Annotated in this window: 21 protein-coding genes and 1 pseudogene; 13 read left to right on the forward strand and 9 right to left on the reverse strand. The window is 69.6% G+C overall.

Features of this window, described 5'->3' with window-relative positions; translation table 11 throughout:
• Positions 1-42 precede the first annotated feature (42 nt).
• Together ABTY62_RS22930 and ABTY62_RS22935 are read left to right on the forward strand one after the other, a co-directional pair.
• A pseudogene (locus tag ABTY62_RS22930) lies at positions 43-476 on the forward strand (hypothetical protein).
• On the forward strand, positions 473-886 hold the full coding sequence (locus tag ABTY62_RS22935; protein WP_352131285.1) for a cytidine deaminase family protein: 414 nt from the start codon (positions 473-475) through the stop codon (positions 884-886). Before ABTY62_RS22930 ends, ABTY62_RS22935 begins: the two are co-directional and overlap by 4 nt.
• A gap of 32 nt (positions 887-918) precedes the next feature.
• Here the strand turns inward: ABTY62_RS22935 and ABTY62_RS22940 are convergent, their stop codons facing one another.
• The 3 genes from ABTY62_RS22940 to ABTY62_RS22950 all read right to left on the reverse strand — a co-directional run bounded on the left by ABTY62_RS22940 (position 919) and on the right by ABTY62_RS22950 (position 2454).
• Positions 919-1353: a VOC family protein gene (locus tag ABTY62_RS22940; RefSeq protein WP_352131286.1), complete on the reverse strand. Its 435-nt coding sequence runs from the start codon at positions 1351-1353 to the stop codon at positions 919-921.
• Between the two features lie 38 nt (positions 1354-1391).
• Positions 1392-2039: a class I SAM-dependent methyltransferase gene (locus ABTY62_RS22945; RefSeq protein ID WP_352131287.1), complete on the reverse strand. Its 648-nt coding sequence runs from the start codon at positions 2037-2039 to the stop codon at positions 1392-1394.
• Positions 2040-2112: 73 nt separating this feature from the next.
• Positions 2113-2454: a winged helix-turn-helix transcriptional regulator gene (locus ABTY62_RS22950; protein ID WP_352131420.1), complete on the reverse strand. Its 342-nt coding sequence runs from the start codon at positions 2452-2454 to the stop codon at positions 2113-2115.
• Between the two features lie 139 nt (positions 2455-2593).
• Here ABTY62_RS22950 and ABTY62_RS22955 point away from each other — a divergent pair, with 139 nt between their 5' ends.
• Positions 2594-3220, forward strand: coding sequence for an NAD(P)-dependent oxidoreductase (locus ABTY62_RS22955; RefSeq protein ID WP_352131288.1), 627 nt, complete (start codon positions 2594-2596; stop codon positions 3218-3220).
• A gap of 214 nt (positions 3221-3434) precedes the next feature.
• Positions 3435-3761: an antibiotic biosynthesis monooxygenase family protein gene (locus ABTY62_RS22960; protein ID WP_352131289.1), complete on the forward strand. Its 327-nt coding sequence runs from the start codon at positions 3435-3437 to the stop codon at positions 3759-3761.
• A 118-nt stretch (positions 3762-3879) separates the two neighbouring features.
• On the opposite strand, the gene ABTY62_RS22965 is transcribed toward ABTY62_RS22960, so the two are convergent.
• A complete protein-coding gene (locus tag ABTY62_RS22965; RefSeq protein ID WP_352131290.1) occupies positions 3880-4116 on the reverse strand; it encodes a hypothetical protein in 237 nt (78 codons plus the stop codon).
• Positions 4117-4471: 355 nt separating this feature from the next.
• On the opposite strand from ABTY62_RS22965, the gene ABTY62_RS22970 reads away from it, so the two are divergent.
• From ABTY62_RS22970 to ABTY62_RS22980, 3 genes are all read left to right on the forward strand, one after another.
• Entirely contained in the window at positions 4472-5668 is a 1197-nt protein-coding gene (locus ABTY62_RS22970; RefSeq protein ID WP_352131291.1) for an NsdA family TPR-like regulatory protein, read from the forward strand.
• Positions 5669-6224: 556 nt separating this feature from the next.
• Complete coding sequence (locus ABTY62_RS22975; RefSeq protein ID WP_352131292.1) at positions 6225-9173, forward strand: GH59 galactosidase; 2949 nt, start codon at positions 6225-6227, stop codon at positions 9171-9173.
• A gap of 87 nt (positions 9174-9260) precedes the next feature.
• A complete protein-coding gene (locus ABTY62_RS22980; protein WP_352131293.1) occupies positions 9261-9692 on the forward strand; it encodes a protein-tyrosine phosphatase family protein in 432 nt (143 codons plus the stop codon).
• Positions 9693-9761: 69 nt separating this feature from the next.
• Here the strand turns inward: ABTY62_RS22980 and ABTY62_RS22985 are convergent, their stop codons facing one another.
• Complete coding sequence (locus ABTY62_RS22985) at positions 9762-10202, reverse strand: YybH family protein (RefSeq protein ID WP_352131294.1); 441 nt, start codon at positions 10200-10202, stop codon at positions 9762-9764.
• 23 nt (positions 10203-10225) lie between these two features.
• Entirely contained in the window at positions 10226-10810 is a 585-nt protein-coding gene (locus ABTY62_RS22990; protein WP_352131295.1) for an NADPH-dependent FMN reductase, read from the reverse strand.
• Positions 10811-10958: 148 nt separating this feature from the next.
• Between ABTY62_RS22990 and sigJ the strand changes: the two genes are divergently transcribed.
• Together sigJ and ABTY62_RS23000 are read left to right on the forward strand one after the other, a co-directional pair.
• Complete coding sequence (sigJ, locus tag ABTY62_RS22995) at positions 10959-11924, forward strand: RNA polymerase sigma factor SigJ (RefSeq protein ID WP_352131296.1); 966 nt, start codon at positions 10959-10961, stop codon at positions 11922-11924.
• 80 nt (positions 11925-12004) lie between these two features.
• Complete coding sequence (locus ABTY62_RS23000; protein WP_352131297.1) at positions 12005-12559, forward strand: GNAT family N-acetyltransferase; 555 nt, start codon at positions 12005-12007, stop codon at positions 12557-12559.
• A gap of 30 nt (positions 12560-12589) precedes the next feature.
• Here the strand turns inward: ABTY62_RS23000 and ABTY62_RS23005 are convergent, their stop codons facing one another.
• Positions 12590-14662, reverse strand: a complete 2073-nt coding sequence (locus ABTY62_RS23005; protein WP_352131298.1) for a DHA2 family efflux MFS transporter permease subunit — start codon at positions 14660-14662, stop codon at positions 12590-12592.
• A gap of 139 nt (positions 14663-14801) precedes the next feature.
• Between ABTY62_RS23005 and ABTY62_RS23010 the strand changes: the two genes are divergently transcribed.
• Both ABTY62_RS23010 and ABTY62_RS23015 read left to right on the forward strand, forming a co-directional pair.
• Entirely contained in the window at positions 14802-15989 is a 1188-nt protein-coding gene (locus ABTY62_RS23010) for a peptidoglycan-binding protein (RefSeq protein ID WP_352131299.1), read from the forward strand.
• 205 nt (positions 15990-16194) lie between these two features.
• Positions 16195-16857 (forward strand): HAD-IA family hydrolase, encoded by a 663-nt coding sequence (locus ABTY62_RS23015; protein ID WP_352131300.1) that lies wholly within the window; start codon positions 16195-16197, stop codon positions 16855-16857.
• A 97-nt stretch (positions 16858-16954) separates the two neighbouring features.
• On the opposite strand, the gene ABTY62_RS23020 is transcribed toward ABTY62_RS23015, so the two are convergent.
• Complete coding sequence (locus ABTY62_RS23020) at positions 16955-17536, reverse strand: TMEM165/GDT1 family protein (protein WP_352131301.1); 582 nt, start codon at positions 17534-17536, stop codon at positions 16955-16957.
• A 197-nt stretch (positions 17537-17733) separates the two neighbouring features.
• Positions 17734-18576 (reverse strand): ABC transporter permease, encoded by an 843-nt coding sequence (locus ABTY62_RS23025; protein WP_352131302.1) that lies wholly within the window; start codon positions 18574-18576, stop codon positions 17734-17736.
• A 211-nt stretch (positions 18577-18787) separates the two neighbouring features.
• On the opposite strand from ABTY62_RS23025, the gene ABTY62_RS23030 reads away from it, so the two are divergent.
• Complete coding sequence (locus ABTY62_RS23030; RefSeq protein WP_352131303.1) at positions 18788-19459, forward strand: HNH endonuclease family protein; 672 nt, start codon at positions 18788-18790, stop codon at positions 19457-19459.
• A 147-nt stretch (positions 19460-19606) separates the two neighbouring features.
• Entirely contained in the window at positions 19607-21361 is a 1755-nt protein-coding gene (locus tag ABTY62_RS23035) for an alkaline phosphatase D family protein (protein ID WP_352131304.1), read from the forward strand.
• Positions 21362-21489: the final 128 nt, after the last annotated feature.

Raw genomic sequence — 21489 nt, forward strand, 5'->3', positions numbered from 1 at the left:
AGCGTCAGGCGTCGCTGCCGTGACCCCGACAGGAGCCTCGCCATGATCCGTCTCTTCGCCCCCTCCCACCACGCCTACCTCCGCGTCGTACGCGCGAGCGCCTGGTACGACCTCGTCATCACAGCGGGTTTCGCGACCCCGTGGACCTATGCCCTGGTGCACGACGCGCTGTCGTCGCTGGGCGAGGCACTCGGGCTCGGCGTCCTGCCCGCCCTCGACCCGATCCAGACCCTGTACGCGGGGCACTCCTGCGGATCCTCAAGACGCTGCCGGTCCACGGGCTCTACGACGGCGCCGCGCGCACGCTGTTCAGCATGTGGCTCGCGTACGCCCCGGCCCACGGTGCCCCGCGGCTGCTGTGGCTCTTCCTCGTCGTGGAGGTGGCGTTCGGCATCGTCCAGCTCGTGCCGTGGTGGCGAGCCCGGCGGAGCAGCCTCATGGACCCGGCCCACATCTCGCTACCCTCCACCAAATGAGCACTACGACATCGAACGACGAACTGATCGCTGCCGCCGAGGCCGTGCTGAATCCGCACCAGGTGGGTGACCGGCTGTTCGGCAACGTGGCGGCCACGCTGATCACCGAAGCCGGCAACACCTACTCGGGCGTGTGCATCGACACCGGATCGGGCACCGGATTCTGCGCCGAGCACGCGGCCATCGCCGCCATGGTCACCGCCCGCGAGTACCGGATCGCGAAGGTGGTCGCGGTATGGCGCGACGATGAGGGCGTCCTGTACGTCCTCCCCCCGTGCGGCCGGTGCCGGGAGTTCATACGCCAGATCGACTGGGCGAACATCGACACCGAAGTGGTCCTGGGCCGCGGCAGAACGGCAAGGCTGCGCGATCTGCTGCCCGCGCATGAGTGGCCCGACCCGCTGGACTGACCACTCCGCCCTCCCCGCCTTGTCTCCGGGCTTCATGCAGAAGCGGCGCCGACGCAGAACTCGTTGCCCTCGGGGTCGGCCATCAGGATGTGGTGCCCGTCAACCTCCTGCACCACGCTCCCGCCCGCCCTCACCAGCCGCTCCGACTCCGCCCTCATCCGCGCCCACCGCTGCTCCGGGCCGCCGTGGCCCGGCACGCGGACGTCGATATGAAGCCGGTTCTTCGCCGTCTTGGGCTCGGGAACCTTGAGGATCGAGAGCCGCGGCCCAACCCCCTCCGGATCGCAGAGCCACGCCCCGTCGTCCGCCGAATCGTCCTCCGGCAGGTCGAACTGCGCCAGCCACTCCTCGCGGGTCTTGAAGGGAGGAGGCGGAGGCTCGTCGACATAGCCAAGCGCCGTCTTCCAGAACTCGGCGAGGCGCTGGGCGTCCGTACAGTCGAAGGTCAGATCGAATCTGGCTGCCATGCCTCGGACCGTACCGCGCGCCTCTGACAACGGGCCTCCTATGCCTTGCGGGCGAGCAGGTAAACCTCCTCGAACTGCCGTCGGTCGGTCGGCTGAGGCTGGCGCACCATCCGGGCCACCTCGGCGAGCCCGGCCTCGCGCAGCAGCGCGGCGAGGTGATCCGGCCACCACCGATAGGCCGGCACGACCGCGTGATCGAAGACCTGTGTCGGGTGAGACGGATCATCGCTGGCCGAAAAGCCGATCAGAAGGTGGCCGCCAGGGGCCAGCACGCGGTGGAACTCCGCCAGGATGGCGGGGATTTCCTGCGGTGGAGTATGGATGATGGACCAGCGTGAGAGTACGCCGCCCAGCACACCGTCGGCGATGTCCACCTCGGCCATCGAGCCCACGTCGAACCGCAGACCCGGATAGGCATCCCGAGCCAACTTGATCATCCCGGGAGAGGCATCAACGCCATACACCGCCAGCCCCAACTCATCGAGATGAGCGGTGATATGGCCGGTTCCACACCCCAGGTCCACGACCTGACCGTCGCCACCCACGCTGACAACCTCGGCGAAGACACTCAAGATCGCGCGGTCCAGGGGCCTGTCACTCAGCTCACCGCTGAACAGCCGCGCGTACACGGGGGCAGCAGCGTCGTAGCCCTCGCGGGTGGCACTGAGGGCATCGTGTTCGACCATGCCCGGCACAGTAGTTCCTGACACTGACACTGACACTGACACGAGCCGAGAGTCGCGATCTCCGCTCCCGCCGTTACGGAGTCGTGTGCTGCTCCCGTGCGTCGAGCAGCTCGTCCCAGTGCTCGGCTGCCCACGCGCATGCGGAATACAGGGGCTCCAACATGCTGCGCCCCAGTGGCGTCAGCGCGTACTCGACCCCCAGTTTCCGGTCGGCGTGCACGGTGCGGGAGACGAGCCCGCCTCGCTCCAGGCCACGCAGTGACTGTGTGAGCACCTTCGGGGTCACGCGGTGCAGTGGCACACGCAGCTCGGAGAACCGGCGGGGGCCGTCTTCCAGGCAGCGAATGATCAGAGCCGCCCACTTGTCGCCGAAGCGGAAGGGCAACAGCGAGGACGGACACAGTTCGTCGAACATGTCCGGGGACAGCGGCTGGCGGTGCGTCACGCTCTCTCCTGCCTGTCGGCTGGGGCCGGTGGCTGGTCACGGTATCCGGGAGGTAACCACCCGTGCGGATACCTTCCGGAGCATCGAGTCAACGGGAGGTATTCCGACGATGGGCAGGTTCGTGATTTTCGGGGCCGGTGGCCGGGCCGGCCGGCAGGCCGTCGCTGAAGCGCGTCGGCGTGGACACCAGGTCACCGCGGTGGTCCGCGACCCGTCCCGCTACGGCGGCTTGGCGGACGACGGCGTACGGATCGCCGCCGGGGACGTCACCGACATGGCGGACGTCGCCGCCCTCGCGGCCGGGCATGACGCCGCGATCAATACGGCGGCGGCGATCGCCCCGGAGACGTTCTTCACCAGCGCCGCACATGCCCTCATCAAGGGCCTGCGCCAGGCCGGGGTGGACCGGCTTGTCGCGGTTGGGCTCGCATCGCTGCTGCCCGGCCCCGATGGGACCCGTCTGCTGGACATGCCCGGTTTCCCCGCCGAGTTCCGGCCCTTCTGCCTGGCCCACGCCGACGGTCTTGAGGTGCTTCGCGCCGAAGGCGCCACGCTGGACTGGGTGTATATCAGCCCGGTCGGCGACTTCGACCATGAGGGGGAGCGCACCGGCCATTACGAGATCCGCGAACACGGTGACACCGCGGCGCGCGTCTCCTACGCGGACTTCGCCCTCGTCCTGCTCGACGAGGCCGAGGCCCCTCGGCACCACCGCAGCCACCTGGCCGTGACATGACGACATGGCGTCGCCTCGAGGCGACGTCGACGGACCGAGGGGTTCGGTCTGTAGGGGATGACGCCCGCCCGGCTCACCAGGTCTTGCCGACCTCGCGCTGATGGACCTGCCGGATCCGGCGTGAGCCCCTGCCGGGGCCAGGTCGCCGCCAAGCTTCCATGTCTGTGGCGGCCCGGTCACGCCCGGGATCGATGCTCTGAGGCAGGATGGGGACATGAGCATCGTCAAGATCAATGTGCTGACGGTCCCGGAGGAGCAGCGCGAGGTGCTGGAAAAGCGCTTCGCCTCACGGGCCGGGACGGTCGAGAACTCAGACGGGTTCGAGTGGTTCGAACTATTGCGGCCCGTCGAAGGCACTGACACCTACCTCGTCTACACGAGGTGGCGCAGCGAAGAGGACTTCCAAGCCTGGATGGAAGGTCCCATGAAGGCGGCCCACCAGCGCGGAGGGGAGGGCGCACCCCAGCAGAAGCCCGCCGCATCAGGCTCCACGCTGTGGTCGTTCGAAGTCGTGCAGCAGACCGGGCCCAAGCAACACTGACATGCGCCCCTTGCGAACATCGCTAGCCCTCTGACCTTGGCCAGAGGGCTAGCGGCTTTGGTGTTGTACCTGTCAGGCAGCTATGAACTCGTGCATGCCAGGCGAGGCTGACGGGCCATCACTTACGCCATCCACGGATCTCCTCCCGCACGGCGCGCGAGAGGGGGCCCATGAGCGACTCCTCCAGCGGGAAGCGGGAGAGCGCCAACAGCGCGCGCTGCTCCTCTACGCCCGGGGCGCACTGGGGGCACTGGCACGGCGGCCACACCGACGTCTCCAGCGGCGCGAGGGGTTCGGTGGGCCTGACGACCCGCGTCGGCCCGTAGGTCTTCCCGCCGTCTCGCGAAACGCGCATGGTCATCATCGCGCGGCCCTTCATCGGGCTACCTCGCTGTGAAGCGGGCCCTCATGGTGCCGCTGGAGTTCAATGAGGCAGGCGGCCGCCCACCTTTGATCACCGTTGCGCCTCGCTTCGCCTTGCTGTCGCAACAGCGACGCACACACATCGCAGTCGGTGCTTGAAGGAGTGTTCGCGGGTGGGGTGGCTGGACTAGTGTCCGTCATGTTGTCGCTCCTGTTAGCGATGGCCACGCCCCCGGACCGTTCGCCCGGTCGCGGGGGTCCTTGCGTACGTCAAGACAACCGCGAATGCGCAGTTGCGGTTGGTGACTGGGTGGTGACTCCGTGGTGACAGCCGTACTCTGGTCACCATGAGCAGCGGGGAGTTCAGCCGAAGAGTCCGCGACCTGCTTCGCGATCGGAGCATGAGCATCCGGGCGGTCGCCCGGCGCCTGAACTACGACCACGCCTATCTGTCCCGCGTACTCTCCGGAAAGCAGCAGCCGTCGATGCAGCTGGCCTCAGCGCTGGACAAGCTGCTCAACGGAAACGGGGAACTCGTCGAATGCGCGTCGCAAGCAACAGCGCCGACAGCTTCGCCGGAAACTACGAAACCACCGGCTATCACTGACCGCATATTCAAGCTCAATGAGGCACGTGGACCTGACTTCTCGCAGGCCATCCGAGAGACTAGCCGTCGACTCATCGCTCTGGACAACGAGCTCAACGGGGTATCCATCGCCGAGCCCGCAGGCCGCGCGTTCAAGGTCGTACATCGACGACTTGGAGACGGAGACTATGATCTGCGGCATGAACGCGACATTCAGTCGGCTGCCGCAGAACTTGCCGAAGTCGCTGGTTGGGCTCTTTGGGATGCGAAAAGAGACGACGCTGCCCAGCGTTTCAATCTTCAGGCGCTGTTCCTTGCGAAACTCTCGGGGGATCGATCCATTGAGTTGCTGACGCTGCAAAACATGGCCACGCTGAGTGAATGGCGCGGACGGAATCAAGAGGCACTGTCCATCGCCCGATCAGTACTCAACCAGGGACGGCTGTCGCCGCGTGTCGAGGCGATGTTCCGCTTCCGTGAAGCCAAGGGGCTCGTCGGCACGGGACGTACGTCGGATGCCATCGAGTCGCTCGAACGGGCCCGATCGCTGATCGAGGACGGTACGGAGCTTGGCACACCGGACTGGGCATGGTGGGTGACCCACGGAGAGATCGACAGCCAGTGGGGTCATGTGCTTCAGATCGCAGGTGACACAGAGAAGGCAATCGAGTTACTACTGCAATCTGTACAACCAGGACGCCACGCCACGACTGGCTACTCAAGCGCGCCAGTCGCGCGACTCGCCCAATGTTTTCTGGACGTCCATGCATGGCGCGAGGCGGAAGACGTGGCAAGGTCCTTGGTCACCGCCGCACCCGGAATCTCGTCGGAGCGGACGGTCCGCTTAGTTGGCCGCGTCGCCAAGCAGCGCGAAAAGCTGAAGGGTGCACCGTCAAGCCTTACGGATACCCTTGAACATCTGGGGAAACAGCTTGACGAGGATCCCTTCGCCCTCTGATGCGGCCTGTCGCCTTTTTATGCATGACACAGTGCGCCATAAGTGACAGGCTCAGATTCCTGAGTGGCGCGCCGCAGGCGCGCAGCGACCCGCCCGGTGCACCCGGTGCCCGCTCGGCCGTCGCGCGGGCACCGTCGGGGTGCAACCAGCCGCGCGAAGTACCTGGTCGGCGCCAGAGAGGTCACCCCGCCATATCGATTGCGATCGGTTCTGATCGAATTCGATCGGTTCTGTTCAGAGTTATTGACTTCAGCCTACGGCAGCTACTGAACTGTGCCGGCACACGCTCGGTACAGGAGGACGCAATGGCGCTTCGCGCGACAGTTGCCGCCGCAGCAACGCCGACGCGGCGCCGAGCCTGCGCATTTGATGGGGCGTAAGGCGATCGGCCGGGCCTCGTGTACCGCCCAGCCCTTCTGAGGGCGCGATCACCGGTGTTTTCCCGATGCCGCCGGGCCTGACGCGGCGAGTGGCGAGTGGCGAGCGGCATCGTGGACCGCTTCCAACAAGAAGAAGGAGTCGAAGCCGGATGGGCAGACAGAGAAGACTTCGGTGGATGTCACTTGCCGCCGCGTCCGCAATGGCACTGACGGCAGGGGTGATCGCCGCCCCTGCCGCCTACACCGCGGATGATTCCGTGGAGGTCATAGTCGACGGAGACAACGTTCGCAGCGACAACAAAAACGGCTTGACCTACAAGGGCCTCGGCGTGCTCAGCTGTAACAGCACGAGCAACCTGCTGATGGACTACAAGGCGGAGCACCCCGAACGGTACTGGCAGCTCATCAGGGTTCTGTTCGGCGGCAAGAGCCCACTGATCAACCATGTCAAGATCGAGATGGGAACGGACACGAACACGTCGACCGGTTCCGATCCGGCGACCATGCGCACACCGGACGAACTCGCTGACGCGTCCCGTTCCCCAGGCTTCCAGCTGGCCGCCGACGCCAAGACGGTCAATCCGAACCTCAAGGTCTCGATTCTCCGCTGGGAAATGCCCGAATGGGTCCAGAAAGAATGGGACAAGGGGACGGGCTCCGATGACATGTACCAGTGGTACAAGGAGACGATCCTCGACGCCTACGAGAAGTACGGGTACATGGTCGACTACGTCGACCCGGACAAGAACGAGACGCGGGATCCGGACGAGTCCTTCATCAAGTGGTACAAGAACGCGATTCTCACCGACACCGACTTCGCGAACCCGCGCTACAACATCCCCGCAGGCAAGCAGGACAAGGTCAGGAAGGCCTACCAGAAAATCAAGATCGTCGCCTCCGATGAGAACAACACACACAACATCGGGCCTGCACTGCTGAGCGACAAGCAACTCTTCGACACGGTCGATGCGGTGGGCTACCACTACAACACCGATGACCGACGCGAAGGGGATCCCGGCGGCGACACGTACCTCCCGTACACCAAGCTGGCGACCGGCGAGAACAAGTACGACGAGGACAAGGAAGTCTGGTACAGCGAGGGCACGGCCTCGTTCGGCTACACCGAGTACCGCGTCAACAACACCGAAGGGCCGAACGGAACGAGCACCGGCATCGGTGGCGTCCAAAGCGCTCTCGACCTTGCGAACCGCCTTGTCAAGAGCTACGCGAACTCGAAGAGGACGCACTACATCTTCCAACCGGCGATCGGGTCCTTCTACGAAGGCGCGCAGTACAGCCACAAGGAACTCGTCAGCGCGCGCGACCCGTGGTCGGGCTACTTCCACTACGACGCGGCCGTCTATGTGATGCAGCATTTCACCCAGTTCGCGAAGACCGGCTGGGAAAACGACACGAACACCGCGGGCATCTGGCGCACCGTGCCGGAAGCCAGTTACAGCGGGGTCAGCGGCACCGAGAACGTCGACGGCTCCAACGGGGCTCCGAGTTACATGACGCTCGCAGATCCCCGCAAGAAGGACTTCTCCACGGTCGTCGTCAACGACAGCGACCGGTTCAAGACCTACCGGATCAAAGCCGAGAACATGCGACTCGGCGATCCGACGATGGAGATCTGGGAGACGCGCGGAGCGGACGCGGGGCAGGCGTACGGCGCGAACCTCAAGCACCTCGTCGACGAGATCCAACCCGACAGCAACGGGTACTACACCTACACGGTCAAGCCCAGGTCGATCGTCACCTTGACAACGCTCGACAAGAGCCACGACAAGGCCATGAAGCAACGTCTGCCCGAGTCCGGGAACCGCACGGTGCTCGACACGGACGCGACCGGCAAGAAGCGCGACACGAGCGACAACGTTCTGTACGCCGACGACTTCGGGTACGAAGAGGAAGGCGATGTCCAGGTCGGGACGGGCAATGGCGCGAGGAAGGTGTCCCAGCCCTACCTGAAGTCGCGTGGCAATCAGCCTCGCTACATGGTCGACCAGACCGGCGCCTGGGAAGTCGGGAAGGACGCGCGCGGCAACAACGTGCTCTACCAGTACACGGACCAGTCCATGAATGACACCCACGCCTGGAACCGGAACACGCCGAACACGACGGTCGGCGACTTCCGCTGGGAGAACTACAAGGCCACGGTCGACGTCTCGTTCCCGGACCGGGACGGCGGACTCGCCACCTTGGGCGTCCGCCAGCAAAAGGGCATGGCGGCCGGCGACGCCGCGTACAACGTCCGCATCGCCCCGAACGGCACCTGGACGTTTTACGAGTACGGCACGGAGGTCAAGAAGGGGAACGTCGCGCCCGCTGACTCCTACCGTCTCGCCATCGAGGCGAAGGGGGCGAGGATCACCACCTTCATCGACGGAAAATCCGTCTACACGTACGAGGACCCCACTCCTCAGATGGAAGGCCGCGTCAAGCTCGGCACCGACTTCTACAAGACGGCGTTCGACAATCTGAAGGTCGAGAAAGTCGACGGATACACGCCCTACGCCGGCGCGCAGCTCGACAACATGGACAGCTCGGTCGGGTACGAGGGCACGTGGAACAGAAAGAGCTCGTTCGGCGACGCGATGGACTGGTACAGGTCGACGTCGACGAGCACGGAAGCCGGCGCGTCGTTCACCGTTCCGTTCACCGGCACGGGCATCGACGTCATCGGTGGCAATGACGGTAGCGCCGTGCTCGATGTCTACGTCGACGGCAAGCTGGTCGCAAAGAATGCGAAGACGTCCAGCACGGACAAGCGCCTCGCGACGTACATGCTCCGCGGACTGCCTGACGGCCGGCACACGGCGAAGTTCGTCCTCGCCTCCGGAAAGATCGTCCTCGACGCTTTCAACACCTTCTCCGGGCATGTGGAGGGCGCTGTGGATACGACACCGATCCGGAACAGCCTGGACAAGGTCGGAACTCCGTCGCAGGCCGACTACACGGCTGACTCGTGGGCTCTGTTCGACTCCGCGTTCTCGGCCGCGACGGCTGCGAGCGCGAGGCAGAAGGGCCTTGACACCATAGGCGTCGACCAGATCGCGAACAGGCTCGATGTGGCTTACGACCGGCTGGTTCGCGCCGATGTCACGGGGGCTGACGCCCCATAGGTCCGCTGGGCGGTGCAGCCCGTCAGCGTTCTTAGCGCTGAGCTGAATTCCGGGTGGCGGGCGGGCGCGCGGTCTACGCTCGCTCGGATGACCACCACTTGGGAGCCCACGGCGGCGGGCGTGCTGCGGCTGCCCTCAGGACGACTCGTACGGGGCAGAGGGCTGCGCCGCCCCCTGCCGGACGGGCCGGAGCCCGACTTCGCGCTGTATCTGCTGGGCAAGGAGCCGCCCGCCGTGTCCTGGGAGACCCGCTGGGTCCGCTGGCCGGACTTCCGGCTGCCGGCGGACCGTGCGGCGGCAGGGGAGGCGCTGCGTGAGGCGTGGGAGCGCGCCGGGGGCGAGCGGGTCGAGGTCGCCTGCGGCGGCGGGATCGGGCGCACCGGCACGGCGCTGGCGTGCCTCGCCGTGCTGGACGGGGTGCCGGGCGGCGAGGCGGTGGCGTACGTCCGGGAGCACTACACGTCGCGCGCGGTGGAGACCCCCTGGCAGCGCCGCTTCGTCGCCCGTTTCGAGGGGTGAACCGCTCGCTGCGCGGCCGGTGACGCCCCGGTCTGCACGGACCGGGGCGTCCCGAACGTGCGCGAATCGTCAGGGTTCGAGGTCGGTCACTCCCTTGCCGCTCGCTATATCGAACGGCACGGAAACCTGGTCGTGCGCGATCAGCCAATTGCCGTCGGTCTTCCGGAAGCAGAGAGTGGCCCGGACCCACATACCGCTGGTCGCCGTCCCGTTCCTCAGCGTTCCGCTGAGCCGGCCGAAGAAGTGCCCGAACGCCACATCATCGCCCACCGTGAGCGTCAGGTCGCGAACTTCATAATTCACATCCTGGAAGAACGTGAACGCGTTCGTCCAGTTCTTCAGTTTCGCCTCTGTCCCCACATGCTGGAGCGGCGGCTCCACGTCGAAGGACACGATGTCCGTCGCGTAGAGCTGCTTCAGGCCGTCGAGATCCTTGGCCCGGATTCCTTCGACTATCTTCTCGACCTGCTGCCGGATCCTGATTTCTTCGATCTCGCGTTGCGTGGGCATTTCTACCCATCCTTTCAAGACGGTCAGGCGACGGTGACGGGGGAAGCGGTGCGCAGCGGGGCGAGGGCGGTGCTCCAGGCGATGACCTGGTCCAGCAGCGCGTCCAGGGCGGTGGCGTTGTGGTCGCCCGGCTTGAGAGTGGTGTAGTTCTCGAATTCGGTCAGCAGCGACAGGGCGACCTGCGGGGTCACATCGGCCATCTGAAGTGCCCCGCAGATCAGCCGCAGCTGTTCGACCGCGCGGGCGCCGCCCGCGGCGCCGTAGGAGACGAACCCGACCGCCTTGTTGTTCCACTCCGCGCACAGGTAGTCGATGGCGTTCTTGAGCGCTCCGGGGATGGAGTGGTTGTACTCGGGGGTGACCATCACGAACCCGTCGAAGGAGGCGATGGCATCCGCCCAGGCCCTGGTGTGCCCGTGTTGATACCGGCCCGCTGACATCGCCGCAGGCGTGGGCTCGTCCAGGTGCGGCAGCGGGTGGTCGAGCAGGTCGATCACCTCGAACTCGGCGTCCGTGCGGCGCGTTGCCGCGCCGTGGACCCACTGGGCGACCTGTTCACCCCTGCGGCCGGGGCGGGTGCTGCCGAGGATGATCCCGATCCTGGTCATCGTGTCTCCTTCATGTCTCGCGTGAGCTCCTCCGAGCAGTACGACGACACGGCCCGCCGGAATGTCAGGGGCGCGGCGGCCTGACAATTGCGTGCGCTGTCTCGTCGGACTGATGAGGGCAGATCCGACGCAGGGAGCATCCGGAACCATGACCAACCACTCGGTGCCAGGACACGACCGGTCCGACGCGCCCGCCGCGCCCGACGCGGGCCTGAGCGCGATCATCAGCGAGCGCAGTCAGCTGATCAATCTCGCCTACCGGCTCCTCGGTTCCCTGGCCGAGGCCGAGGACGCCGTCCAGGAGACGTACGCCCGCTGGTACGCCATGTCCCGGCAGCAGCAGGACGCCATCGAGTCGCCCGGCGCCTGGCTGACCACGGTCGCCAGCCGCATCTGCCTGGACCTGCTCGGTTCGGCGCGGGCCCGGCGCGAGCGCTACGTGGGTGAGTGGATTCCCGAACCGCTGCCCGACCGTACCGAGTGGATCAGCGGACGGCCGGGCCACACCACCGCCGACCCGGCCGACCCGGCCGACCGGGTCACGCTGGACGAGTCGGTCAGCATGGCCTTCCTCGTCGTGCTCGAATCGATGACCCCGGCCCAGCGCGTCGCGCTCATCCTGCACGACGTCTTCCGCTACTCCTTCGCCGAAATCGCCGAGATCACCGGCCGCACCCCGGCGGCATGCCGCGAGCTGGCCTCCGCGGCCCGCCGCCGCATCCGCGCCTCCGGACCGCCCGAGGCCCCGGCGGCCCAACAGGCCGGCCTGGTCAGGAGCTTCAAACAGGCGTGGGAAGCCAGGGACATCGACTCCCTCATCGGCATCCTCGACCCCGGCGCCACCCTCACCGCCGACGGCGGCGGCCTGGTCAGCGCCGCGCTCCACCCGATCGAAGGCGGCGAGCGGATCGCGCGGTACATCGTCGAGCTCGCCGGCCGGGCATCCGGCGACCTGACGGTCCTGGAGCGCACGGTCAACGGCCGGCCCGGCCTGGTGGGCCAGTACGGGGGCGTCATCGTGACGGTGTACGCGTTCGACGTCACGGACGGCCGGATCACGCACATCTGGGTCGTCCGCAACCCCGACAAGCTCCGCCCGTGGACGGCAGGCTGACTCTCACGGCCCGCGCGGCCCGCGCGCCCCGCACGGTAACTCGGGTGCGCGGTCCGGCGGCGGGTGCCAGGATGCCCGCCATGACCAGCACGTCTCTCCCCCGCCCCAGCGCGCCCTGGACGGTCGCCGCGCGCCCGGTCGACGACCCCGTCTCGGCCGGGCTGCTGCGCGAGTACCTCGTCGATGTCGCCGACCGCTGGTACGAGCTGTACGAGGGGCGTTCCACGACCCCCGAGGAGATCGAGAAGCACCTCGCCGAGATGCCGAGCGACGACCTCGCCGCGCCGCACGGCGCGTTCCTGGTGGCCCACCGCGGCGGCGAGCCCGCCGGCTGCGCGGGCGTGCGGCTGCTGGACGGCGACGGCGACGGCGGCGGCCGTACGGCGGAGCTCAAGCGGATGTTCGTACGGCCCGCCATGCGCGGCCTCGGCGCGGCCGCCGTGCTCCTCGCGGCGGCCGAGGCGGCCGCGCGCGGGCTGGGCGCCGGGCGGATCGTGCTGGAGACGCGGCTGGACCTCACCGAGGCGCGGGCCCTGTACGCGCGCCATGGGTACGCGGACGTGCCGCCGTTCTGCGAGGGGCCGTACTCGGAGGTCTGGCTGGGCAAGCGGCTCGACGGCGGCCGCCTCGGCTGACCGCCGAGCCGTCGGTCACCCGCCCCTGGTTCACGCCGCCCGCCGTGGCCCCGGCGGGCGCGTGTCCCCGTCGTCGTCCGGCCGCTCCCCGTCCGAGCCGCACAGCTCCCGGTTCAGCTCCCGCACCAGCTCGACCAGGTCGGTCGGGCGGTCGGGGGACCACCAGTCGCCCAGCAGCTCCGTCAGCGACTCCTCGCGGGCCCGGTAGAGCCGCTCAGCCACCTCCTTCCCCGCCCTGGTGGGCACCAGCGCCACCCCGTCCCGTGCGCCGAGCCCCCGCTCCTCGATCTGCCGGGCCGCCTCGGTGATGGCCCGCAGCGGCACGGTCGAACGCTCGATCAGCTGGAACGGCTCGACCCCGCCGCGGTGGCTCATGCGCAGCAGCATCCAGCTCGCGGCCGGTTTGAGGTCGAGCCCGGCGCGCTGGGTGATGTCCTCGTAGACCTGCTTGCGGCCCTCGCGGCTGCCGAGCACCGAGAGGGCGCGCGCGACCTCGTCGCGCGAGGAGCGCTGGACGGGGTTGCTGGCGACCACCTCGCTGGCCTCGGGCGCGGTGACGCTGGCCCGCAGCGGCTCCTCCCGCAGGAACCAGGCCAGGACGAAGGCGATGACCACGACCGGCGCCGCGTACAGGAACACATTGGTGATGGAGACGGAGTACGCGTCCAGCACGCTCGCCCGCAGCGCCGGGGGCAGCAGCCTCGCCGCCCGCGGATCGGCGCTCAGCGCGCCGGGGTTGGTGCCGGGGGGCAGCCGCTGCCCGGCCAGTACGCGGGTGAGGTGCGGGGCGAGGGAGTTGGCGAAGATCGTGCCGAAGACGGAGACGCCGAAGGAGCCGCCGATGGAGCGGAAGAAGGTGGCGCCGGAGGTGGCCACGCCCAGGTCCTGGTAGCGGACGGAGTTCTGCACGATGATCACCAGGACCTGCATGACCAGGCCGAGCCCGAAGCCGAAGACGAAGAAGTACGCGCTGGTCGCGGCCACGCTGCTGGAGGGCTTCAGCTGGTGCAGGAGCAGCAGGCCGACGACGGCGACGCCGGTGCCGAGGATCGGGAAGACCTTGTAGTGGCCGGTGCGGCTGACGATCTGGCCGGAGCCGGTGGAGGCGAGCAGCATGCCGAAGACCATCGGCAGCATGTGGACGCCGGACAGGGTGGGCGAGACGCCCTGGACGACCTGGAGGAAGGTCGGCAGGTAGGTCAGGGCGCCGAACATCGCGAAGCCGACCACGAAGCTGATGACCGAGCAGAGCGCGAACGTGCGGCTGCGGAACAGATACAGCGGCAGCACGGGCTCCACGGCCCGCCCCTCCACCCGGACGAAGGCCGCCAGCAGCACCAGCCCCGCCACCCCGAGCCCGACGATCTGCCAGGAGCCCCACGCGTAGGTGACGCCGCCGAGTGAGGTCATCAGCACCAGCGCGGCGGCGACGCAGGCGATGAGGAAGGTGCCGAGGTAGTCGATGGTGTGGCGGGCGCCGCCGGCCGGGATGTGCAGGACGGTGGCGATGACGGCGAGTGCGACGATGCCGAGGGGGAGGTTGATGTAGAAGACCCAGCGCCAGCTGAGGTGGTCGACGAAGAGCCCGCCGAGCAGGGGGCCGAGCACGCTGGTGGCGCCGAAGACCGCGCCGAAGAGGCCCTGGTAGCGGCCGCGTTCGCGGGGCGGGACGATATCGCCGACGATCGCCATGGACAGCGAGATCAGCCCGCCGCCGCCCAGCCCCTGGAGCGCGCGGAAGGCGATCAGCTCCGGCATGTTCCGGGCCAGCCCGCACAGCGCCGAGCCGACGAGGAAGATGACGATGGCGGCCTGGAAGAGCTTCTTGCGCCCGTACTGGTCGCCGAGCTTGCCCCACAGCGGGGTGGCGGCGGTCGCGGCGAGCAGATACGCGGTGACGACCCAGGACAGATGCTCCAGGCCGCCGAGGTCGCTGACGATCGTGGGCAGGGCGGTGGCGACGATCGTCTGGTCGAGGGCGGCGAGCATCAGGCCGAGCAGCAGGGCGCCGATCGCCACGAGGATCGTCCGCCTCGTACGGCCCTCTCCCGGGCCGACCGCCACCGGGCCCGGAGCAGGGGCCGGGCTCGCGTCCTGCGCCATGATGGCTCTCCTTCCTGCCCCCATCCTCGCCTTTATGCCCCGTTTCGGCCTGCCGAGGAGCACTGGACTCCGGGGGAAGCGCTGCGCGGAACATGACAGGCTCTGCATAATCGCTGCGACTCCAGGGAGGGAAAGACTTGTGACGGCAGACCTCTGCCCGCACTGCTTCGCGCCGGCGCGCGACAACGGCCGCCCCGGTTGCGCGTGTGCAGCGCGCGCCGCCGCGGCAGCCACGGCGGCGGGCGACAGCGAGGACCGCATACGCGACGGCCGCGACGGCCTGCGCGACGGCAGACGCAACGGCCCCGACGACGAGATACAGGACGACCCCATGGGCCCGCGCCCATACGTCACGTTCTCCGGCGAACGCCGCCGCCAGGGCCCCGAGCTCCGCGACGTACGGCTGTTCGAGCGCATGACGACCCGCAGATCCGTCCGCGACGGCCAGGATGCCGACCACGATGCGGACGCGGATCCCGAACAGTCGGAGAACGCGGAGAGCGCGGCGAGAGCGGAGAGAGCCGACAGAGCGGAAGGCGCGATCGGCCTCGGCGCGGCGACCCGGAGCTTCGAGCCCGTCACTCAGCCCATCGCCACCGTCGGGGCCGCGCGGCCCGGCGCCGACCCCGCCGGCCCTCCAGACGCCCCCGACTCCCCCGACGTCGTAGCCGCGCCCGGCCCCGGCGGGCGCCACCGCAAGAGCCGGCGGGGCCCGGTGGTGGCGGTGCTCTCGGGGGCCGCCGCGGTGGCGGTGGCCGGCACGCTGGCCATCGGCACCGGTTTACTCGGCGGCGACAAGAAGCACGACCAGGAGGCGGACCGGGCACTGTCGGACAAGAGCTCCAGCGCCCCCGCCGACGACCCGCCCACCGAGGACGACGAGACATCCGACGCCCCCTCGCCCTCGGCGTCGTCGTCCGCCGGCCCCACCTCGACGCCCTCCGCCTCCAGGGAGACGAGCCCGAGCGCCCGGCCCAGCCGGGCACCGACGACCCTGAAGTCGAATGAGGCCTCCAGGACGGCCGCCCCGCCCACGCCCTCGGCGACCGACGCCACCGGCAGCGTCTCCCCCGGCCCGACCGAGACCCCGACCCCCACCGGCCCGCCGGTGCTCGAGGAGGGCGACAGCGGCTCCGAGGTGGTCGAGCTCCAGAAGCGGCTCGGCCAGCTGCTGATCTACCTCGGGCCGTCGGACGGCGAGTACGACGACGGGGTACGGAACGCGGTCTCCAGCTTCCAGACCACCTACGGCGTGGAGGGCGACCCGAAGGGGGTCTACGGACCCAATACGCGCCGCGCCCTGGAGTCGCGGACCGACGACCCGTAAGACGACCCGTAAGACGACCCGTAAAGAACGACACCAGAACGCCGACGGCAGAACAGAGACGCCCGCGGATCCACCAGGGATTCGCGGGCGCACTGGCGTATGGGCGGCGCTTTTTGTATCGTGAAGGAACAAAGTGGCTCCGCCCGCACCCCCTGACCGGCGGGCGGGGCCACTTGTCTCTTTTCACGCGCCCTGGAGTACGCCGATGCCGGCCAACGCCCCGCTCACCGCCCGCGCCCTCCTCCTCGACATGGACGGCACCCTCGTCAACTCCGACGCCGTCGTGGAGCGCTGCTGGCGCCACTGGGCCGCCGAGCAGGGGCTCGACGGGGACAGCGTCATCAAGGTCGTGCACGGGCGGCAGGGGTACGCCACCATGGCGGTGCTGCTCCCCGAGCGGCCCATGGAGGAGAACCTGGCGGACAACCGGCGGATGTTGGAGTGGGAGACCTCGGACCTCGACGGCGTCGTGCCCATCCCCGGCGCCCCCGCCTTCCTGGCCTCGCTCGTGGGTCTCCCCTTCGCCCTGGTCACCTCCGCCGACGAGGGGCTGGCCTGCGCCCGGATGGGCGCGGCGGGGCTGCCGATGCCCAGCGTGCGGGTCACGGCGGAGTGCGTGGGGGCGAGCAAGCCGGACCCGGAGGGCTTCCTCAAGGGCGCGGCCGAGCTGGGCATCGAGCCCGCGGACTGCGTCGTCTTCGAGGACTCCGAGGCGGGCATCGCGGCGGGCCGGGCGGCCGGTATGCGGGTCGTCGGGGTCGGTCCCCGGGCCGCGGCCCACGCCCCGGACGCGCATGTACGGGACCTGGAGCAGGTCCGCGTCGAAGCGCTGCCGGACGGCGCCCTGCGCCTGCGCTTCACGGACTGACCGACTCACCGGACCGACCCACTTCACCGGCCACCGGCCGGCTCACGCGCGATGACGCCTCCGGCCCGGGCCGACGCCCGGGCCGGAGGCGTCCGCGTCAGCTCGCGACCGCCTCGTACAGGCTGAACCCCGCGAGCGCCAGCATCACCAGCGCCGCCACCTTCGTGATCAGCCGCAGCGGCACATACCGCATCAGCGTGCGGCCGCCCACGATGCCCAGGCCCGCGACCGCCCACAGGGCGAGCACGGCGCCGACGCCGACCGACAGCGGGTCGTCGTAGCGGGCGGCCAGGTTGGCGGTCATGATCTGGGTCAGGTCGCCGAACTCCGCGACCAGGATGAGCATGAAGCCCGCGCCGGAGACCTTCCAGAAGCTCTGGTCGGCGGGCTTGCGGACCTCTTCCTCGCCATCGTCCTTCTTCAGGAACAGCACCGCCGCACCCGCGAGGAAGAGCACTCCGACGATCGCCTGGACGAGTCGGTGCGGGAGCAGCCCGAGCACGCTGCCCGCGGCGATCGCGAGGGTGACGTGCACGGCGAAGGCGGCGGCGACGCCGACGAAGACGTACGAGGCGCGATAGCGGGTGCCGAGCATCAGCCCGGCGAGGGCGGTCTTGTCGGGAAGCTCGGCCAGGAAGACGACGCCGAAGACGATGGCGGCGACGGTGAAGCTGAACACGGGCTGACTACCTCAAGGGGGTCGGGCCGCACCGAGAGGGGCCCTTGGGGAGGGGTCGCTTCGGCACGGCAGCGTCGGACACTGCGGCCGAAGGTCTCGCTGGCGTACGCACCGCCCCATCGGGACGGGTGCCATACGCTCCGGGCGCCGGCCCGCACCACGAGGGGCGGGCAGTATGTCGACGGTCCGGCGAAGAGCTACTCCCCTTCTGCTGATGGCAAGGATACGCGACCTGCCCGGTGCAGCCGCCCCCGCGCGACCAGTTCCAGGACCACCGAGACGGCCACCGCCTGCACCGCCATCAGCGCGACCAGCACGAACAGCTGTACCGCGCCCGCCATCACGGGCGAGGCGCCGCCCAGCAGCATGCCGACGAACGCGCCGGGGAGTGTGACAAGCCCCACAGTCCGGGTCTGGTCGAGCCCCGGCAGCAGCGCGTCCGAGGCCGCGGGGCGGGCGATCTCCAGCCGCGCGTCCCGGTCCGGCAGGCCGAGCGCCATGCCCGCCTCCACCTCGCCGTGGCGGGAGGTCAGCTCGTCCAGCGCGCGCCGGCCGCCGAGCACGGTCACGGTCAGGGCGCCGCCGATGAGAATGCCGGCGATCGGGATCAGGGCGACACCCTTGAGCGGGACCAGACCGGTCAGCAGCAGGACGGCGATCACGGGCACCACCCCGACACCGATCGGGACCGCGGCCCACCACCAGGTGTGGTTGTCGGTGATGCGGCGGCCCGCGGTGCGTACGGCGACGGCGAACATCACCGCGACGAAGGCCAGCAGCGTCGGCAGGGCGCGCACCACCCAGCCGATCAGATACGAGACGGCGGCCAGCTGGACCGCGGCGCGCAGCCCCGCGACGGCGATGGCGCGGGCGTAGAGGTGGTCGCGGCGGTCGGCGAGGTGGGCCCGGGCGGCGACGGCCACGGCGGTCAGGAGCAGCACCCCCAGCACGATCCCGAGGACCGGGTTGACCGGGAGCAGGGTGGCGGAGGCGGCAGAGGACGTGGCGACGGTGACGGGGGCGGCTGCGAGGGCGGACACGCTTCACATTAGGCCGCCGACCACGCGGGGCGTAGACCCAAAACCGCGCGCCTGCCGGGAATTACCCGGCCCGAACCCCTCGACATGACGTGTCCATGTCGCCAATCTGTTACCTGTCGCACCCCGGAGAGAAACGTTCCGGCGACAGCATTACCCCCGCGTTACCCGGCTCCGGCCGGGCCGAATCGTTCCCCACTCCAAGGGAGTTCGCATGTCCCGAATACGCAATGCCTTCGCCAGGCGCGGGCTCTACGCGCGTCGACGGCTGAGCGTACTGGCCGCGGCCACCGGTCTGCTCGCGCTGACCGGCCTGTTCAACGGCCCGGCCGCCCAGGCGGCGCTGCCCACCCCCGTGAGTGCCGCCACCGCCCGCACCTACCTCGCCTCGCTGACCGTGGCGACCGAGGACCGCACGGGCTACAACCGCGATCTCTTCCCCCACTGGATCACCCAGAGCGGGACCTGCAACACCCGCGAGGTCGTCCTCAAGCGCGACGGCACCAACGTCCAGCAGGACTCCAGCTGCGCCGCGGTCAGCGGCACCTGGTACTCCGTCTACGACGGCGCCACCTGGACCGCCGCCTCCGACCTCGACATCGACCACCTCGTCCCGCTCGCCGAGGCATGGGACTCCGGCGCGAGCCGCTGGACCACCGCCCAGCGCCAGGCGTTCGCCAACGACCTGACCCGCCCGCAGCTGATCGCCGTCACGGACAACGTGAACCAGTCGAAGGGCGACAAGGACCCGGCCGAGTGGCTGCCGCCGCTCACCTCGTACCGCTGCACCTACGTCCGCGCCTGGGTGCAGGTGAAGTACTACTACAACCTGTCGGTCGACTCCGCCGAGAAGAGCACCCTCAGCTCCATCCTGAACGGCTGCTGAGCGCCGGACGGCCGCTGAGCCCCGACAACAGCCACCGGTCCGGGACGTCGGCGAACCGCCGAGCCGGAACCGCCGCGCCCTCCCCCGTCGTTCCGTACCGTGACGGCTTGACCGCTTGCACGCCACGAAGCGACGGAGGAGGGCCGGATGGCCGTGTTGCGCCTGGGACCGCTGCTGCGCCATGTCGACTGGGAGACGGGCACCAGCGCGACGGTCTGGATCGAGGCCGACCGGCCCTGCGAGGCCGAGGTGCGCTGCGCCGACGGCGCCGGGGGCGCGGCCCGCACCTGGCAGATCGCCGGGCACCACTACGCCCTGATCCCGGTCACCGGGCTGCGGCCGGGCGGCGAGACGGCCTACCGCGTGCTGCTGGACGGCGAGCAGGTGTGGCCGCTGCCCGACACGGCCTTCCCGGACTCCACGATCCGCACCCCCGCCGCCCCTGACGCCCCTGACGCCGACTCCGGCGCCCCCGACACCGCCCCTGACACCGCCCGCGACACCGCCCCCGCCGCCGTGCGCGTCGCCTTCGGCTCCTGCCGCTGGGCCGCGCCGCCCGGCGACGCCTCGCCCGACCCGGTCGGCCCCGACGCCCTGGACGCCCTGGCGCACACCCTCGCCCGCACCCCCGGGGCCGAGCGCCCGGACGTGCTGATCCTGCTGGGCGACCAGGTGTACGCGGACGAGACCTCCGAGGAGACCCGCCGCTGGCTCGCCGAGCGGCGCGATGTGTCCCAGCCCCCGTGGCAGCAGGTCGCGGACTACGAGGAGTACACCCGGCTGTACTACGAGTCCTGGCTGGACCCCGAGGTGCGCTGGCTGCTCTCCACCGTCCCCAGCTGCATGATCTTCGACGACCACGACGTCATCGACGACTGGAACACCAGCGAGGCGTGGCAGCGGCGGATGCGCGCCACCCCGTGGTGGCAGGAGCGGATCCTCAGCGGCCTGATGTCGTACTGGGTGTACCAGCACCTGGGCAACCTCTCCCCCGCCGAGCTGGCCGCCGATCCGCTGTACGCGGCGGTGCGGGCCGCGCCCGACGGCACGGAGCAGCTGCGGGAGTTCGCCGCCCGCGCCGACGCCGACCCCACGTACACCCGCTGGAGCTACCGCCGCGACTTCGGGCGGGTGCGGCTGCTGATGGTCGACACCCGCGCGGCGCGGGTGCTGGCGGAGGGCGCGCGGGCGATGGTCGCCGAGCCCGAGCTGGCGTGGCTGCGCGAGCAGGCGCTGGACGGCACGGACAGCTACGCCACGAGCGGCCGCGCCGGCCCGTACGACCACCTGCTGATCGGCACCTCGCTGCCCTGGCTGCTGCCGCACTTCGTCCATGACGTGGAGGCCTGGAACGCGTCGGTGTGCGGCGGCAGGCGCGGCCCGCGCTGGGCGCGCCTCGCGGAAGACCTGCGCCAGCGCGGTGACTTGGAGCACTGGGCCGCCTTCCCCGCGTCCTTCGACGCGCTGACCGAGCTGATCGCGAAGGTCGGCGGCGGGCCCGCGGCGCCGGCGACGATCAGCGTGCTGTCGGGCGATGTGCATCACGCGTATGTCGCCGAGCCCGACTGGTCGCGGTGGCCGCAGCCGCCGGACAGCCAGGTGCGCCAGCTGACCTGTTCGCCGGTGCACAACCGCACCTACGCCTCGATCCGGCTCGGTTTCCGTTTTGGCTGGAGTTCGGTGGGCAGGCGGCTCGGCCGTGCCTTCGCCCGGCACGGACGGGTCACCCCGAGCCGGCTCGACTGGCGCAAGACGGGCGGCCCGTGGTTCGGCAATCAGCTGATGACGCTGACGCTGCGCGGGCGCGCCGCGCGGCTGCGGCTCGACCAGGCCCTGCCCGAACCGTCGGGCGAGCGGGCCCGGCTGGTCACGGCCCTGGAGACGGACTGGCCCGAGGGCTGAGCCGAGCATCGGCCCGCGCGCCGGCCAGTCGACCGACCCCGCCGTGGCGAACCCCCGCCCCCGCGGGGCGCGTAGCGCAGTCGATACGCGGCTCCGCCGCGAGGCCCGCCCGGCGTGATGAGCACCAC

The sequence above is a fragment of the Streptomyces sp. NPDC097640 genome, assembly GCF_040302705.1.
GTDB lineage: Bacteria > Actinomycetota > Actinomycetes > Streptomycetales > Streptomycetaceae > Streptomyces.